The following is a 16,463-nucleotide window of genomic DNA, read 5'->3' as shown; positions in this document are numbered from 1 at the left end:
GGTGTGGGGTGTGGGGTGTGGGGTGTAGGGTTTTAGCGATTTTCATCTGGTCAATTACCTAATTTTCAGGGAAAAAGTCCCGGAATTTTCCCCCCGATCACTCCCAGATATGGTACTTTCTGATTGCCAAAAAGTCTAAAAGTTTTACCCAACAAGGTTTTTAGATTTATTCAGCCAACCTTAATTAGCGACGGGATCATCGAGGAGAACTTCTGAGACGCGATAATCGCGACGGATCGAGAAACGTTCCAGATAGCCGATCGGATCGTCGGGACTGAAAATAAGATGATCAAAGAGGGCAAAACTGTGGCGATCGGGTTCCAAATCGGGAAGGCCCAGGGACCGGCAAGCTTCACCAAACAGATCGGGACGACGGACGCGTTCAATCACTTCCACCCAGTTGCGAGGGAACGGTGCGTAACCCCAACGGGCAAGCTGAGTTAGGGTCCATAGGGCTTCACTGCGGCCCGGACAGTTAGCTTGATCGACGTAAAACTGGTTAAATCGGAATAGGGGTTCGGGGGCGGTTCCTAAACCGCGATCGTAACCATCGAGGAAACCGGGGCGAATAATTGCCCTATCCACACCCACATACTGGGGCTGACTGAGAATATTAACGATATCTTCTCGATTACGCTGATCATCGCAGTATTCGCAGGCTTTAATTAAAGCTTTCACCATGGCGATATGGGTTTCGGGATGTTTAGCTGCCCAAGTTTCCTTGACTCCGAGGACTTTTTCCTGGTGTCCGGGCCAAATATCAAGATCGGTGGCGATAACGTAGCCTAATTTTTCGTGAACGGCGTAGGAGTTCCAGGGTTCCCCCACACAATAACCGTCGATCTTACCCGCTTTTAGTAGGGAAACCATCTGAGGCGGCGGAATTACGGCTAAATTGACATCACTATCGGGATCGATACCGCCACTAGCTAACCAGTAGCGTAACAGCAGATTGTGCATGGAGGCAGGGTGAACCATGCCGAAAGTGGCGATTTTATCGGGACTTTGCTGGAGGGCATCCTTTAAGTCCTCGAGTTTTTCTACCCCCAATTCCCTGTATTTATTGCTGAGGGTGATGGCGTTACCGTTGCGACTGAGTACCAAAGCACTAATGACGGGGACAGAGGGCTTATTGCCAGCGCCAATGGTCATGCTGAGGGGCATTCCCGCCACCATCTGGGCCGCATCGAGACGACCGGTGGCCACTCCTTGGGCGAGTGCTTTCCAGTTGGGTTCCCGTTGCAGGATAACATCCTCTAATCCTTCCTCGGCGAAGAAACCTTTCTCTTTGGCGATAATAATCGGGGCGCAATCGGTGAGGGGGATAAAACCGATGGTAGGATTGGTTTTCAGTCGGGTAGCTTGGCCGATCACTGTCACCGGTCCGGTGGGTTGACCGACTTTCTTCGATCGCTTCTGTTGGTTGAGGAAATAAACGATCTCGTTACGGAGGGCGTAGTAACTGGGATGGTTAACTACTTCTAAACGATGCCGGGGCCGGGGAATGGGAACATCGAGAATCTGACCGATATGGGCCTCTGGACCGGTGGTTAACATCACCACTCGATCGGATAGTAATAGGGCTTCATCCACATCGTGCGTGACCATGATACAGGTAACGTGGCTTTCTTCGACGATTTCCATCAAACGTTCCTGTAAATTGCCTCTGGTTAACGCATCCAGCGCCCCAAAGGGTTCATCGAGTAGCAGGACTTTTGGCCGTAGGGCTAAAGCGCGGGCGATCGCTACCCGTTGTTTCATGCCTCCCGATAATTCTCCCGGTCGTTTGTTGGCGGCATGGCGCAGGTGTACCATATCGATACTATGTTCGATGACACTTTTGCGTTCAGCAGCCGGTAGATGACGCAGGACACGGTTAACTCCCAGGGCGATATTTTCCCGGACGGTTAACCAGGGCAGCAGCGAATAATTCTGGAAGACCACCATGCGATCGGGACCGGGACCTTTAATTTCTCTTCCCTCTAAAATCACCCCTCCCACTGTCGGGCGATCAAGTCCAGCGACCATATTTAAGAGGGTGGATTTCCCGCAACCGGAATGACCGATTAAAGAGATAAATTCCCCTTGAGTAACGCTGAGATCGATATTTTTTAGGGCGATATATTGACGGCCATCGGGCAGAGGGAAAACCTTATCAATGTGATCGACTTCAATAAATGCAGACATTTTCAGTTATCAGTTATCAGTTATCAGTTATCAGTTGTCAGTTATCAGTTGTCAGTTATCAGTTGTCAGTTATCAGATGTGAGTTTTTAGTTTACTGTTTACTGTTTACTTAAAAAGCTCCCCACACCCTGCCCCCACCGAAAAACTTTTTGCCGCAAACCCTATTTATTTTCTTCGGGTACAACTAATTTAGCAATGTAGGCCATGAGGCGATCGAGTAGGAAACCAACAATACCCACATAAATCAGGGCGAGGATAATTTCACTGATCATGGAACTATTCCAAGCATCCCAGATAAAGAAGCCAATTCCCACGCCACCGATCAGCATTTCTGCCGCTACAATCGCCAACCAAGATAAACCGATACCGATTCTTAATCCCGTGAAAACGTAGGGAACGGTGGCGGGAAAAAGAATGTTGAAAAAGTATTCAACTTTTGATAATTTTAGCACTCTAGAGACGTTTTTATAGTCTTGGGGAACCTGTTGTACTCCCACGGCTGTGTTAATAATAATTGGCCAAATTGCTGTAATAAAAATTACAAATATGGCACTAGGTTCGTTATTACGAAAAGCCGCTAGGGAGATGGGTAGCCAAGCTAGGGGGGGAACGGTACGCAGGATTTGGAAAATCGGATCGATCGCATCATAAATTAGGGCGCTACTACCGATTAAAATACCCGCAGCGATGCCAACAATAGCGGCAAGGGTAAAACCGACGGCCACCCGTTGTAAACTGGCAAAAATTTGCCAGAATAACCCCACATCCGTGCCACCATTATTGAAAAAGGGATTAATAATTAATTCCCAGGTCTCGCTAACCACTTTAGTGGGACTAGGAAGGGGAGCATCGGGACTAAAACAGAGAATTTGCCACAGGAGAAGGAAAATTAATAAAGCAATCGCCGAAGTTGCTAGTTTGGATAATTTTTTTTTCAGGTCTTTTACCCATTTCCGACCTTGAGAACGACGAGAAATAGAAACAGCCATAATCAGTTATCAGTTATCAGTGGTTCAGTTATCAGTGGTTCAGTTATCAGTGGTGGAGTGGTTCAGTTATCAGTGATCAGCATCAGTGATCAGTTATCAGTTATTAATTACCAGTTATCAGCAAATGATCTTTAACTGTTGACCGGTTACTGAATCACTGCTCACTGATTTAAACCTTTTTAATCTTGAGAGATTTCAGGTAAGCGGTGGGATTTTCGGGGTCAAAAGTAACACCATCAAAGAAAGTTTCCACACCGCGAGAGGTAGAGGTGGGAATTTGATCAGCCGGAACATTGAGGGCTGTGGCGGCTTCTCTCCAGATATCTTCCCGGTTAACCTTATCAACTAAAGCTTTGATGTCTGTATCGGCGGGAATATAGCCCCAACGGATGTCTTCAATCACAAACCAAGTATCATGACTCTTGTAGGGATAGGAAGCGTTATCAGCCCAGAATTTCATGGCTACGGGGCTATTTTCGATTTTGCGACCATCACCGAAATCGATATTACCCTGCATTCTTCCCAAGATATCGGCGGGGTCAATTTTCAGCCATTCCCGTCCCGAAATAATCTCGCACATTTCCTTAACATTAGCGGGATCATTGCACCATTGTTGCGCTTCTAGAACAGCCATAGTTAAAGCTTTTGCCGCTTTGGGATTTTTATCCACCCAATCGGCGCGTAAAGCGAAGGCTTTTTCAGGGTGATCCTTCCACAGTTCCCCGGTAATCAGGGCCGAATAACCGAGTTTTTTGTTAACCAATTGGGCGTTCCAAGGTTCCCCCACACAGAAAGCTTGCATCGTGCCGACTTTCATGTTAGCCACCATTTGTGCCGGAGGAACAACAATTAGGGATAGATCTTTATTCGGATCGATGCCACCGGCGGCTAACCAATAGCGCATCCAGAGATCGTGAGTACCACCGGGGAAAGTGACGGCGGCTTTAACTTCTTTGCCCGCAGATTTAGCTTTAGCGAAGGATTCTTTCAGTACACCGCTATCGAGGGCAACCTTTAGATCCATGTATTCGTTAGCCACAGAAATCGCTTGACCATTGGTATTCAAACGCGCCAGAATATACATCGGTACTGGCTGTTTGGTGATTTTGCCCAAGGTCATTAGGTAGGGCATGGGGGATAAAATATGCGCCCCATCGATACCGTTACCCGCCGAACCTAATTCGAGGTTATCCCGGGTTGCAGCCCAAGAAGCTTGTTTCATCACTTGCACATCGGGCATCCCGTGTTTAGCGAATAAACCTTTTTCCTTGGCGATAATTAAGGGGGCAGCGTCGGTGAGGGCAATAAAACCTAGTTTAGCGGTGGTGACTTCGGGAGTTTCTCCACCGGCAACGGGGGAAGCGGCAGGACTGCCGGCCGGGGAGGGACTGGTCGCGGTATTATTGGGAGTGGCGCAACCGTGGAGAATTGCTGTTCCTACGGCAGTTGCTCCGGCAGTGAAGATAAATCTACGTCTAGAAAGTTTACTCATGGACTAAAAAATCGTGATTAGAAACTAAACAAAGGTGATGAAACGGTGAAAAATTCTCATTATTTCCCCTAACTGACTGCGGTGATAACCGAGAAGATTTCTTGCAAGTAACTGTTGATTCAGTAAGGAGGCTTTGACTATTTTTATCTCTCGATCGCTTTTGCTTCTCCATCTGGGGAGATTTAGCAGTAGTTTTTGTCTAAGAGATTTTTTCTAGAAGCATAACAGTTTTGAGGAGTCGATAGATAGATAGGGGCGGTTTTTGGTCATCTGGGCTAGAAAGATCAGTTTATTTCAGGGTTATCACCGAAGCAATTAACTTAAATTTACAGTCTTCAACAGGAAAATTCGTATAGATTGTTACAAAATATTGTCAGCCATGTAATAAAAGCATAAAAATTTGTCTGAAACGCATGGTAGGGCGATGGGGATTTTTAGCCATCTTGACTCAGTTATCGGATTTGAGTTTGCAGTTCAATGATTACTGGTTGGGTGCAGCTCACATTTGTGAATCTCTCTCACTTATGGTGAGCAGCAGAAGTTATTAAAAGAGGGTGAAGGCAATTCGCCCCTACAATAATATTATTGCACCAATGGTAGGGGCCCATCGTGGTCAGTGAGTTTATCGAACTGCGTGCGCCCAAAATGTAATAAGCTGCCCGCGTATTTAAATTGCTTGTTAAGATGAGGCACTCTTGCACTCTGGCAACAGTAAAGGGATTGAGGGAGATTTGGCTAATCTAAGAATAAGCGGTTTAAATACGTCTTAGCTGATTGAATTTTGGCAGCATCAAACAGAGGTAACTTAAATGTCCAAAAAACAAGAACGACGGGTTCAGAAAAACGACGGCTATCAAGCTAAAATTGATAAACCCCCTGGTAAACCGCCCACGGGTGGTTCTAATGTTAAACCGCCACCAAATCAGTACAAGGAGAAAAAATAAAATCTTGGGGGGCTATTCCCCCTTTTACCTGTTCCCTGTTCTAACTGCTCACTGATAACTGATAACTGATAACTGATAACTGAATATGGCTTATTCTCGCATTAAAAAACTAGCAAATTATCTACGTCCCCATTGGCAAATAGTAACTTGGGGGGTAGTTGCTTTGCTTGTTGTTAATCTTTTGGGTGTTTATATACCGCTTTTAATCCGGGATAGCATCGATGATTTAAGTAAATCCTTTGACTTCCAAAAAATCATTTACTATGTGATTTTTATTATCGCTTTAGCCTCGATTATGTGGTTTATCCGCATGATATCCAGAGTGTTATTATTCGGGATCGGTCGTCAGGTAGAGTTCGATCTTAAACAAAAAATCTTTCAGCATTTATTAACCCTTGAACCTGCCTATTTTTCGCGGCAAACTTCAGGAGATTTAATCAACCGTGCCACTAGCGATGTGGATAATATCCGTCGTCTGGTGGGTTTTGCTTTGCTCAGTTTGGCTAATACTTTTTTTGCCTATGGGTTAACTTTGCCCGTAATGTTAGCGATTCATATTCCCCTTTCAGTCGCCGCCATTTCTGTCTATCCTTTGATGTTAATTGCTGTGCAGTTATTTAGTGGTCGTCTGCAGCGGCAACAGAAAAAAGTACAAGAAAAACTCTCGCATCTGAGCGATTTAATTCAAGAGGATATGAGTGGTATTACTCTGATTAAAATCTATGCCCAAGAAGGTAACGAGCGCCTAGCATTTAAACAAAGAAATCGCAAATTATTACAGGCTAATTTAGATTTAGTCCAGACTCGTAATTTTCTTTTTCCCCTGATTGAAGCTTTATCCTATGTGAGTTTATTGGCGTTGCTTGCCCTCGGTACTAGACAAATTATATCGGATAATATCACCATTGGGGACTTTATTGCTCTGTTAATTTTGGCGGAAAGATTAGTTTTTCCCACTGCTTTATTAGGTTTCACTATTACGGCCTACCAACAGGGAGAAGTGAGTATCGATCGCCTAGAAACTATCCTGTTAGCTGAGGCTAAAATTAAAGACAATGCCGATTGTATTCACCTAAAAAATATTCAAGGAAAAATTACCGCCAAAGCCTTGACTTTTTTCTATCCTGATGCTAAAGAACCAGCCTTAAAATCTCTTTCTTTTACCATTAATCCGGGAGAAATGGTAGCGGTAGTCGGTGCGATCAGGTCGGGAAAATCTACCCTTGCTAACGCTATTCCCCGTCTTTTGGATATTGCGGAAGGACAGTTATTTATTGATAATCAAGATGTCACTCAAATTGCTCTTGAAGATCTGCGAAAAGCGATCGCTTATGTTCCCCAAGAAAGTTTTTTATTTAGTACCACCATCGAAGATAATATCCGTTATGGCGATCCGCTGCTGAATTTTTCGGCAGTGAAATCGGCGGCCAAACAAGCGAGAATTGAGGAGGAAATCGAGAATTTCCCGCAAAAATACGGAACTTTAGTGGGAGAACGTGGGATTACTCTTTCCGGGGGTCAACGTCAACGGACCTCTTTAGCGCGTGCTTTAGCCATCCAAGCACCGATTTTAATCCTTGATGATGCCCTATCTAGCGTCGATAATCAAACGGCCACGGCTATTTTGGAAAATCTCAGCCAAGAAAGCCAAAAAACCGTGATTTTTATCTCCCATCAATTATTGGCCGCTGCCACTGCTGATCGGATTTTTGTCATGGATCGCGGAGAAATTGTCCAAATGGGAACCCACGAGGAGTTAATCGCAGTCCCCGGAGTCTATCAAAATCTCTGGCAACGGCAGCAGTTAGAGTCTAAGGTTTTAGATTAGCCGATAAAATAGGGAATCTGCTAGTTATTACCGGTGAAGTTGTGGACTATCTCAATTATTCCTTAAGACTGTTTAAATGCAGCACAGCAGTTATCTTTTAGCGACAATGAACAAGGAGCAACTTTTAACCGAACCTTTTTTACAATTACCCACCGAAACATCAATACAAGTGATTTGGTTTACGGAATTTTTTGGCACTGGTCATCAGGTGCGCTACGGGGAAAAACTAGAGAAAATGGCCCCCGCTTGCACTAGCAAATTAACTAGAGTTAGAGAAGATGCCAAATCGAGAACCCTTGAAGCTTATCAATCTTTAACCGATCGAGAAATCTGGCGACATCAGGCCGAAATTACTGATTTAAATCCCGGGGAAAGGATTCCCTATCAAGTCACCAGTTTTCAGGAAAATAAAGCGATTAGAAGTGATATTTATACTCTTACCCCAAGACCAAAAAAAGGAACTAATCTCAAAATTCTGCTCACTTCCGATCATCAATTAATGCCTATGACTGCCGCTAATTTACAAAAAGTTATTGAAACTATTGGACAGGTGGATGCAGTTTTTTTAGCGGGAGATTTAGTTAATATACCCGATCGAGCTTCCGAATGGTTTGATGATAGTCGCGGTGGGGCATTTTTTCCCTGTTTACAAGGTCGTGCTAATTATACTCTGATCAAGAATGGTATTCAGACTATTTATAAAGGGGGAGAAATTATTCAAAATGCTCCCTTATTTCCTGCTATTGGTAATCATGAAGTTATGGGCAGATTTTCTAATTCCACAGGTTTAAATGAACAGTTTAAAGATGCTATTCCTCAATTTATTGCTAAAAAACTAGCGGAGGATACAGCAGCAATTAGTGAAAACTGGCTAAAAAATAATGCTTTTAACACAGAAACCTACGAAGAAATTTTTTCTTTGCCTCAAGATAAATATTATTCTCTCACTTTTGGTGATATTCGTTTAGTGGTTTTATATGTTACTAATATCTGGAGAAATCCCAATTTAGAACCCAGTGCAAGGGGAAGATATTACGAAAATCAAAGAGATTTAGATAGTCCCAGTCACTGGGGTTACGGTCAGCATATTTTTGAGCCAATTGCTCAGGGTAGTCCTCAATATCAATGGTTAGAAAAAGAGTTAAATAGTCGAGAATTTCAAGAGGCTAAATATAAAGTAGTTATGTTTCATCATCCTCCCCATACCCTAGGAGGAAATATCGTGCCACCCTACACCGATCCCGTGCCGACAATTGAACGGGATGCCACGGGAAAAGTTAGATCAGTACGTTATGATTATCCCCAAGAAAATGATTATATTATTCGTGATCTCATTCCCTTATTAGAATCAGCCAAGGTTAATTTGGTTTTTTATGGTCATTCTCATTTATGGAATCGTTTTCTTAGTCCTAAGGGTATGAATTTTCTTGAATCTTCTAACGTTGGTAATAGTTATGGCGCTCATTTAGGTGATAAAAAACGTCCTGTACCTCTCGATAGAAATTATGCGGCCATCGGTAATCCCAATGGATTACCAGCAATTATCCCGAATATTGCTCCTCTAGTGGATTGGGTTAATCAACCTTTATCCTATATTGCCAGTAATGATCTGACGGTTTTTAGCATTTTAGATACAGAAAAAGGAACCGTGAGCAGTTATCGTTTTGATACCCGTTATCCTGACTCCGAGGTAATTAAATTTGATGAATTTGATCTTTTTAGCGTAGGTGAAATATAATAAAATCAAAGAGTGCCGGTTAAATAGATTCTCTTGGGGTTAATTCTATGACTACTGTTACCAGCAATGATATTCAAGAATTGAAAGACTTACTCTCGGCAATGCGACAGGAAAACCGTGAGCAAATAAGTTCCTTGCGAGAAGACACCCGCTAGCAAATTGATACGCTAAAGGAAGATGATCGCCAACAACTAGAAACCCTGAGAGAAGAAAATAACAAGCAATTTATTAACCTACACAAAGAAATCACGGAAGTCAAAATTATCACAGCTAAAATTGAAGGAACAATTCAATCCCAAGCAGTATTAACCCAAAAAATTCCCGATTTAATCGAGAAAGTTGGGGAATTGAAAAACTGTAAACAAATAGCTATTGTCGCCATCACTGCTTTTACCAGTGCCACAATTACTTAGTTTATTCTAGGAGGAAATTTGAAACCTTAAGAAAAAATTTTCCCATGAAAAGCCCCTACTTCTTCATGGAGTAGAGGGCAAAATAAAGAAGACAAAACTGACAATTTATACCATTTCTCTAAATGAAAACTACACATCGAATTTAAGTCACCCTTTTTAAGGGGGATTTAGGGGGATTAAACTTCTGTAGTCAGACTTTGGAGAATTGGTATTAATTGGGTGATCGCCTGCTCAAGTCGTTCAGTCATAGACAACATCTAACGTATAGGGCTTAATATATTCTAGCCTCCACGTTGCTACAGCAACGGCGTACTGCGACCCAGTGCCTTCAGCATCGCACTCTACTTCAACGCTTCGATCGTAACTAAACCACCCTCAATTGCCTGAATTCGCAAATCGTATCCTCGTAATAGCTGCATCCCAATCAACGGAACCGTCTCTGATTCGTTGATGTAAATCTCACGATATTGCCCGTCCCAGATCACAAGCCCGATGTAAACTTCAAACGTGCAGAAAGTCCCATCGCCTAACGTCGCAAGATCTCGACCCTCCCAAATAAACCCTAACCTAGCAATTATGTCAGACGGCAAGGTGAGAAAACCTGAAAATCCTGTATCAATTACAGCATCTACTATCTGCGTTGTTTCATGGTTTCTGACTGCGATCGCCAACGTCGCCTCACACCCTTGATTTACACGACCTTGCATCATGGCTTTGTTCTCAGGCTCCTTGCGCCAAAGTGATCGACGGCTGAATGCCCAATGCGAACAAACCATGTCTGAGTATCAGGCACTCGTGCAGAAAGTTGCTTCGCTGCGCTTACCAAATCATCCGCTACTTCAAAAGCCCCTGTTTCAATGTCGATCGCCACAATTCTCCCCTGATTTCCCTCCTCGACTTGGGGACGTACCTGAGATTGATAAATCTCATTACCACGTCGAGCAAATTCTTCTTTACTGTAGCGGGGTTGTCTAACTGTCATTGAAGCGACCCTGGGGCGACTTTTGCCCCTCTATTTTAACGAAACATTGGGAATCTTCCCTAACATTCCTCAACTGGTCCCACCAGAGCGGCATCGTACTTAAACTCACAGCTTCAATCCATGGGCAGAGTACGTTCCCCAAAATCGATCGGTGGGGCAGTGGGAGCCAGATTAGGAAACGCACCCTACAAGATCGGCGATCGCACTTTTTTAGAATTCATAATTAAATGTCCTAATATCAGGTTCAAATGCTTCCTTTACAAGTTCTTTACTCTTCTCAGAATAGTAACTCTGATATGGTTTTGTATTTGATACATTTAGTTTTGGTAACGAGACGGAGATTCCAATGCGAGAGCATATTTCGTTGAAGTCATTATCTAGGCTTTCATATCTCCCAACAAAGTCAACAAGCAACTCATTGTTATCATATATAAAATCTTTTTGATATCTAACTTCATTTTCACATCGCCATTTTATATATTCTTCAAAGCTACCTAAATTTTTTGTTAACTCATGCTGATGATGTGTTTCTGATTTCAACGCATATTTGTAGAGTGAAACTTGCCAATCCCATGGGTTTCTGACTACAGCAAATGAAAAATACTCATTGAATTTCTCTGCTCCAAAACTCTCTTTTATTTTGGATGCACTGACATGCGCAGGAAATGGATGAGGATCAAAGAAAGGAGAAGGAAAGCCCACCTTTTTTATCAACCTATGAGCTGTCCACTGCCATGGACTTATTGCAAATGGTCGTAGCACCGTTGTAATACTTGTGCCAGCATTCTTATAAATATGGACGAATATAAACTTGTATTCTCTCGATATCAGCATGCGTATTATTCTCCTCGTGCCTAACTACATATTATAGGTCAACTTTCTATATAACACTCTCCAGAGTAACGATATGAGTCAACCTTCTGTATATCACTCCATTTAGGCGCAATCGCAAGAAACTTTCTCTATATCACACCCAAAAGCGTGTTAGCCAGATTAGTTTACTGCAAACAATCTCTTTTAGGGAGACTTATCACAGAAGCTTTCCATAATTCTAGCAAAGATTCTTAGATCTGACTGCACTTTGTCACAAAAATTTACTATTATTTTGACACTCTTAATGATTGGAGAGGAAACAGCGATCACCAAGTCTGGTCAATTTTTGTCCAACGCATTTCAGGAAATGACCTGAATAAGTAGCTAGAGATAATTAATTACACATATCTAACCACCTCTTGTCTCTCCTAACCAAGAAATTAATTTTGACCACTACTGGCTCTTCTAGGTTCTGTGTGATCAGCTTAACTTACCATAGAAGCGATCGATCTTTGTGTCCTTTGTGTCTCTGTGGTTCATTCCAACCCCTCGCTAGGAGGAATGTATCTTAGAATACATTTTACCCACCAAACCTGGGAGAGCCGCTAGAGATAATTAATTACACATATCTAACCACCTCTTGCCTCTCCTAACCAAGAAATTAATTTTGATCACTACTTATTACTTAATTACTGTTTATTTTGTAATTTTATCACTAATTCGTGGAAAGGTTGCCAATTGTCTTTATAAGTAATTGCTTCCCAAACCGATTCGATTAGCGGTCTAAGTAAAGCAGTTTTAGGATTATAATGCGTTAAAGTGTCGTCAATTTGAGACAAGGAATCTAGGGGTAATTGATTTAAGACCAAACTATATAACTCTCGCCAACGTTGCCAATCAGCTTTCGGTAAATCCATATTTTCAAGAATTAGAGAACTATTTTCTCGCCAACCGTAATTAAATTGTTCACTTAATTGATAGAAAAATTCGTGATAACCGAGGCCAGTTTCTTGGAGAACTTCCACAGTTTTGCCAACCAGTAAAGCAGATTCGGGAGTAAAAATATCCTCAAAACCTAACTTTTTAAGCATCATTTTTTGATAATAAAAATTGTAGTGCTGGTCATAGTTAGCCAAGGCCATATCTAACTCTAACAATGAGACAACCATGGCCAGGGGAGATTGCAGTAACTCTAGATTTAAACGACAGATAAAAGGCTGATTACCGTAACTATAACGGCCACCGTAGTCGAAATAGGCCGCCGTAAATTGGGGGTTATAGTAAGGAATAAAGGCGTAGGGACCATAATCAAAACTTTCCCCAGTAATTGACATATTATCGGTATTGAGAACCCCATGACAAAAACCTGCGGCCATCCATTGGGCTGCTAATTTAGCGGTTCTTTCAATCAAAGCGGCGTAAAATTTTAAATAGCGATCGCTATCTTGGGGATCGATTTCAGGATAATAATAAATAATCACATGATCGAGGAGTCTTTTAATTAAATCGGCACGTTTAATATGAAATAAACGCTCAAAAGTCCCGAAACGAATATGAGAATTACTAACTCGAATCATCACCGAAGATCGCGTCGGGGAAGGTTCATCACCACGCCAGAGGGGTTCCCCCGTTTCCACCAAACTCAAACAGCGAGAGGTATTCACCCCTAAACCGCGTAAAGCTTCCCCGGCTAAGACTTCTCTAACTCCACCCTTGAGAGTTAACCTACCGTCCGCGTGACGGGAATAGGGGGTCCGTCCCGATCCTTTCGTACCAAAATCGTATAATTTGCCATCAATACCCCTAACTTGACCGTAGAGAAAACCGCGACCATCTCCCAAAAAAGGATTATACTCGCCAAATTGATAACCATGGTAACGCAGGGCTAAAAAGGGGGTCAGGGCTTGAAATTTACCAAAAGCCTCGATAAAATGCTCATCTAAGGTTAATTCTGGCTGAATTCCCACCAAAGGTAATAAAGCATCATTGCGAAAACGAAGGATATGACGGGGAAAATCCGCAGCCGCAACTTGATCATAGTATTGGTCCCCCAAGTCCTGCATGGCGCTTTCGTAAGGGAGACTGAGAAAGGGATTGGTGAGATGGTCTGTCATAGTGGTGGTGTCGATCGAGCGTTGAGGCGATAAAGTGATAAAGATAGCCAAAAAATTTTCCTACTGAGACTATCAAACAGCGATGCCCGATTCTATTATGTATCAAGGGGACTATTTTCTTGTCCTTGAGGCCGATCAATCTGAACAATTCCAGACTCCCGACCAGTTGCGGGATAAGTTAAAAGATTTAATCACCGCAAAACCGGAGATTTGTCCCCGACAATTGGCGAAATTCTCTAGTTTTGAGGAAAAAGCTCTCTATCTGCGCGATAATTACTGCGAGTTAGACCTGGGTGAGGAGGGTTATCTACAATGGTATGTGGTCCGTTTGGAAAAATAAGGAAACCCATTATTAAGTAGTTAGGTGTTAAAAACTGTCAGACACTCCCTTTATCAAGTAGGGCTGTTTTATTCTCCCATCAGAATATCAAAAGTAAAAGCGATCACTGTCTTTGTAAGATGAGGAGTGACCGCCAACTTTTTAAATATATATTGAGCTTAATAGAAAAACCGAAACAAGTCAAGGACTTTCGGAAAGATCAAGGAAAAAGACACCCTTTATGGATAGTATTAGTAGTAATAATACTGGGAACAATGCTAGGATACTCAGGTTATAGAGAGCTAGGAGAGTTTGCTAAAGTTATCAGTTATCAGTTATCATTTATCAGAGGCTAGTTATCAGTTTACTGTTTACTGGACGGCTACGCCGTGCCTTTGGCAACACTGAAAAAAAGCTCCCCACTTCCCACTCTCCTATTAAACAGGATTGAGAATGACTAACTATTGTATCATCAGTCAGAGCGAGGTAAAATTATAGATTATGGAATCACCGATCGAACGTTTTCGACTATCTCAAACCGCCAAAGATAGCCTCATAAAATTAAAACGCTACACCAAAATTGACCAATGGAATATCCTCTGTCGTTGGGCTTTTTGTCGTTCCCTTGCTGAACCGAGTCTCCCCTCTCCCGTTCCCATTCCTGCCGATAGCAATGTAGAATTATCTTGGAAAGTATTCGGGGGAGAAATGGCCGATATTTTCTTAATTGCCCTCAAACAACGTTGTCATCAAGACGGATTAGGAACCGATAAAGAAACTCTAACTCAACAATTTCGCTTACATTTACATCGCGGGATCGGTTATCTTGCTGGGGATGCCAAGCTAAAAAAAATCGATAATTTAATCCAATTAGAGAGGGAAAATCTGAGAGAATCTTAAACAATAATCATCTATCTTCCTCTCTGTGTTCTTTGTGCCTCCGTCGTTTATACTTAATCCTTATAATGGTTCAAACTCATCTTAAAAAACTTTTGGTCGGCCTAAAGTAGTGATATAGATAACTGCTTCATCGGAGGGAATTCCTAACACTTCATTAACTTGATCATCAAAAAAACCACCGATACCACTAACCCCTAACCCCAGATGAATAGCTGCTAAATTTAATCTCTGTCCCAAATGACCCGCATCTGCATGAAGATAACGATAGACTCGATCGCCGTATTTAGCCACTGCTTTTGACAGATCCGCCGTATGAAAAACCACAGCAGCCGCATCCCGTCCCAAATCCTGACCTAAACAGAGATAATGTAACTCTTGCTGGAAATTTTTAAAGCGAATTTGCCGCAATTCTTGGGCTTTAGGAGCATAATAATAACAGCCTTCCTCTAATCCAGTTACTGCCGAAACAGCGATAAAAGTTTCCAATAAATCTAGATCAAAATAATCGGGATTGGGATCGAGATTTTGGTCGGCATAATCTTGGGGTTGATAGGTAAAATGCAGCAGCGCTCGCAATTCGTCTAAACTGAGACTAGCACCACTATAAGCGCGGGTAGATCTGCGTTTAAGCATCGTACTTTCCAGATCGACTAAATCTTCCCCCCAATTGACGGGACGGGATGTCACGGAAACTTTTAGACAAAAAGGAAAATTATATTTATCTTCCCAATTAGACGGGGTAATATTTGCTTCTATCTTCTCATCTGTGGCTATGATAGTCGCTCGGTGTAGAGAGTTTAATAATTCCCCCTCGGCAATTTTGGGATAAAGAGTCGTGGTTGCCGAAGGGAGTGCCGTGGTACTAGGGGGGAGATTTTGCCGGATATTGAGCAGATCTGCCAAAGGAATCACCGTCATAACACTTTCTTTCTCGGAATCGAGATAAAGCAATTCATTCATCTGACTATCGTTAAAACCACCGATTAAATGAGCGCGATAGTCATTAATCGAGGCTGATAGCTCAATATTGCCCAATAAATGCCCTGTATCGAGGAAAATACGCCGATAGGCTCGATCCTCGTAGCGCCAAGCGGATCGATAAAAAATGGCACTGGTAACTAAAGCGATATCGGTATTTTCTAAAACAGGATTCCAGAAACAAGCAGATTGTAGGTTCGTCCAGACATCACTTTCCCAGAATAAAAGCAGCGAGTGACTTTGACCTTGATAACTGTAGAGACCGGCGGGCAAAAATTCCGTGCCACGGCAGATCAGATAAACCTCGGCGGGGTATAATCCACCAGCAGAGGGTGCAGAACGCAGGTACAAGGGACTACCCATAGTAGCAATTTTGGCAGTTAAACCATAGCTACAGCCCAAAATTCGCGATATACGTCGCCAAAAGTCTCCTTTTTGGGGAACTATTTGACGGGAGAGGTAGGGTTTGAGATCGAAAGTCTGACCGATTTTGTATTCTTTGAAGGGATGGGGTTGTTGACTCCAATCAAGACCTTTACTTTTTGAGGCGATCGTCTGGGGGTCGTATTTGGTCCGCTCGTGGTAGTATTGGGCGATCGAGATTGGCTGATCTGGCATGATAAAGATAGGCTGTCTAAGCTTTACTTTTTAGTTTGACATACTCCCACCCCTAGAAAACGTGTTTCTGAAAGAAACCCGTTTTCTAAATACAGGCAATCACTCTCCCCAATTCATAATTCATAATTCCCCTCTCCATTATCATACT

Annotated in this window: 13 protein-coding genes and 1 pseudogene; 6 read left to right on the top strand and 8 right to left on the bottom strand. The window is 42.6% G+C overall.

The features are described 5' to 3' along the window. Positions 1-180 precede the first annotated feature (180 nt). The 3 genes from IQ224_RS14335 to IQ224_RS14325 form a co-directional block, all read right to left on the bottom strand. Complete coding sequence (locus tag IQ224_RS14335; RefSeq protein ID WP_194033116.1) at positions 181-2,187, bottom strand: nitrate ABC transporter ATP-binding protein; 2,007 nt, start codon at positions 2,185-2,187, stop codon at positions 181-183. 161 nt (positions 2,188-2,348) lie between these two features. Then, positions 2,349-3,176, bottom strand: a complete 828-nt coding sequence (ntrB, locus tag IQ224_RS14330; protein ID WP_194033115.1) for a nitrate ABC transporter permease — start codon at positions 3,174-3,176, stop codon at positions 2,349-2,351. 169 nt (positions 3,177-3,345) lie between these two features. Beyond that, positions 3,346-4,668: a CmpA/NrtA family ABC transporter substrate-binding protein gene (locus IQ224_RS14325; RefSeq protein WP_194033114.1), complete on the bottom strand. Its 1,323-nt coding sequence runs from the start codon at positions 4,666-4,668 to the stop codon at positions 3,346-3,348. Positions 4,669-5,477: 809 nt separating this feature from the next. On the opposite strand from IQ224_RS14325, the gene IQ224_RS24615 reads away from it, so the two are divergent. The 3 genes from IQ224_RS24615 (at position 5,478) to IQ224_RS14315 (ending at position 9,178) form a co-directional block, all read left to right on the top strand. Further along, positions 5,478-5,612: a hypothetical protein gene (locus IQ224_RS24615; RefSeq protein ID WP_002740620.1), complete on the top strand. Its 135-nt coding sequence runs from the start codon at positions 5,478-5,480 to the stop codon at positions 5,610-5,612. 85 nt (positions 5,613-5,697) lie between these two features. After that, entirely contained in the window at positions 5,698-7,440 is a 1,743-nt protein-coding gene (locus IQ224_RS14320) for an ABC transporter ATP-binding protein (RefSeq protein ID WP_194033113.1), read from the top strand. A 76-nt stretch (positions 7,441-7,516) separates the two neighbouring features. Next, complete coding sequence (locus tag IQ224_RS14315; RefSeq protein WP_194033112.1) at positions 7,517-9,178, top strand: metallophosphoesterase family protein; 1,662 nt, start codon at positions 7,517-7,519, stop codon at positions 9,176-9,178. 754 nt (positions 9,179-9,932) lie between these two features. Here the strand turns inward: IQ224_RS14315 and IQ224_RS14305 are convergent. The 4 genes from IQ224_RS14305 to IQ224_RS14290 all read right to left on the bottom strand — a co-directional run bounded on the left by IQ224_RS14305 (position 9,933) and on the right by IQ224_RS14290 (position 13,551). Beyond that, positions 9,933-10,301, bottom strand: a complete 369-nt coding sequence (locus tag IQ224_RS14305) for an aspartyl protease (protein ID WP_036399304.1) — start codon at positions 10,299-10,301, stop codon at positions 9,933-9,935. Continuing rightward, on the bottom strand, positions 10,298-10,573 hold the full coding sequence (locus tag IQ224_RS14300; protein WP_002737737.1) for a hypothetical protein: 276 nt from the start codon (positions 10,571-10,573) through the stop codon (positions 10,298-10,300). The genes IQ224_RS14305 and IQ224_RS14300 overlap by 4 nt, the downstream gene beginning before the upstream one ends. Before the next feature lie 210 nt (positions 10,574-10,783). Next, positions 10,784-11,407 (bottom strand): sulfotransferase family 2 domain-containing protein, encoded by a 624-nt coding sequence (locus IQ224_RS14295; RefSeq protein WP_194033111.1) that lies wholly within the window; start codon positions 11,405-11,407, stop codon positions 10,784-10,786. A gap of 668 nt (positions 11,408-12,075) precedes the next feature. Continuing rightward, positions 12,076-13,551: a YdiU family protein gene (locus IQ224_RS14290; RefSeq protein ID WP_228036241.1), complete on the bottom strand. Its 1,476-nt coding sequence runs from the start codon at positions 13,549-13,551 to the stop codon at positions 12,076-12,078. A 31-nt stretch (positions 13,552-13,582) separates the two neighbouring features. Here IQ224_RS14290 and IQ224_RS14285 point away from each other — a divergent pair, with 31 nt between their 5' ends. The 3 genes and pseudogenes from IQ224_RS14285 (at position 13,583) to dndE (ending at position 14,719) form a co-directional block, all read left to right on the top strand. Further along, entirely contained in the window at positions 13,583-13,840 is a 258-nt protein-coding gene (locus IQ224_RS14285; protein ID WP_002740613.1) for a chlororespiratory reduction protein 7, read from the top strand. Positions 13,841-13,989: 149 nt separating this feature from the next. Beyond that, positions 13,990-14,160 (top strand): annotated as a pseudogene (locus tag IQ224_RS14280) (transposase family protein); the annotation flags it as partial. 160 nt (positions 14,161-14,320) lie between these two features. Next, positions 14,321-14,719 carry a DNA sulfur modification protein DndE gene (dndE, locus tag IQ224_RS14275; RefSeq protein ID WP_002740611.1) on the top strand — a complete coding sequence of 133 codons (399 nt, stop codon included), beginning with the start codon at positions 14,321-14,323 and terminating at the stop codon, positions 14,717-14,719. A gap of 81 nt (positions 14,720-14,800) precedes the next feature. Here the strand turns inward: dndE and IQ224_RS14270 are convergent, their stop codons facing one another. Next, entirely contained in the window at positions 14,801-16,315 is a 1,515-nt protein-coding gene (locus tag IQ224_RS14270) for a SagB/ThcOx family dehydrogenase (RefSeq protein ID WP_002740610.1), read from the bottom strand. Positions 16,316-16,463 lie beyond the last annotated feature (148 nt).

It is taken from the genome of Microcystis sp. LEGE 00066 (assembly GCF_015207925.1).
GTDB lineage: Bacteria > Cyanobacteriota > Cyanobacteriia > Cyanobacteriales > Microcystaceae > Microcystis > Microcystis ichthyoblabe_A.
This window is presented reverse-complemented; position numbering and strand designations above follow the sequence as displayed.

Bases quoted from the DNA above. Each gene is read 5' to 3' on its own strand.
- IQ224_RS14315 (WP_194033112.1), top strand. From the start codon at position 7,517: ATGCAGCACAGCAGTTATCTTTTAGCGACAATGAACAAGGAGCAACTT.
- IQ224_RS14305 (WP_036399304.1), bottom strand. From the start codon at position 10,301: ATGATGCAAGGTCGTGTAAATCAAGGGTGTGAGGCGACGTTGGCGATC.
- IQ224_RS14285 (WP_002740613.1), top strand. From the start codon at position 13,583: ATGCCCGATTCTATTATGTATCAAGGGGACTATTTTCTTGTCCTTGAG.
- IQ224_RS14325 (WP_194033114.1), bottom strand. From the start codon at position 4,668: ATGAGTAAACTTTCTAGACGTAGATTTATCTTCACTGCCGGAGCAACT.
- IQ224_RS14295 (WP_194033111.1), bottom strand. From the start codon at position 11,407: ATGCTGATATCGAGAGAATACAAGTTTATATTCGTCCATATTTATAAG.
- IQ224_RS14300 (WP_002737737.1), bottom strand. From the start codon at position 10,573: ATGACAGTTAGACAACCCCGCTACAGTAAAGAAGAATTTGCTCGACGT.
- ntrB (WP_194033115.1), bottom strand. From the start codon at position 3,176: ATGGCTGTTTCTATTTCTCGTCGTTCTCAAGGTCGGAAATGGGTAAAA.
- IQ224_RS24615 (WP_002740620.1), top strand. From the start codon at position 5,478: ATGTCCAAAAAACAAGAACGACGGGTTCAGAAAAACGACGGCTATCAA.
- IQ224_RS14335 (WP_194033116.1), bottom strand. From the start codon at position 2,187: ATGTCTGCATTTATTGAAGTCGATCACATTGATAAGGTTTTCCCTCTG.
- IQ224_RS14270 (WP_002740610.1), bottom strand. From the start codon at position 16,315: ATGCCAGATCAGCCAATCTCGATCGCCCAATACTACCACGAGCGGACC.
- dndE (WP_002740611.1), top strand. From the start codon at position 14,321: ATGGAATCACCGATCGAACGTTTTCGACTATCTCAAACCGCCAAAGAT.
- IQ224_RS14320 (WP_194033113.1), top strand. From the start codon at position 5,698: ATGGCTTATTCTCGCATTAAAAAACTAGCAAATTATCTACGTCCCCAT.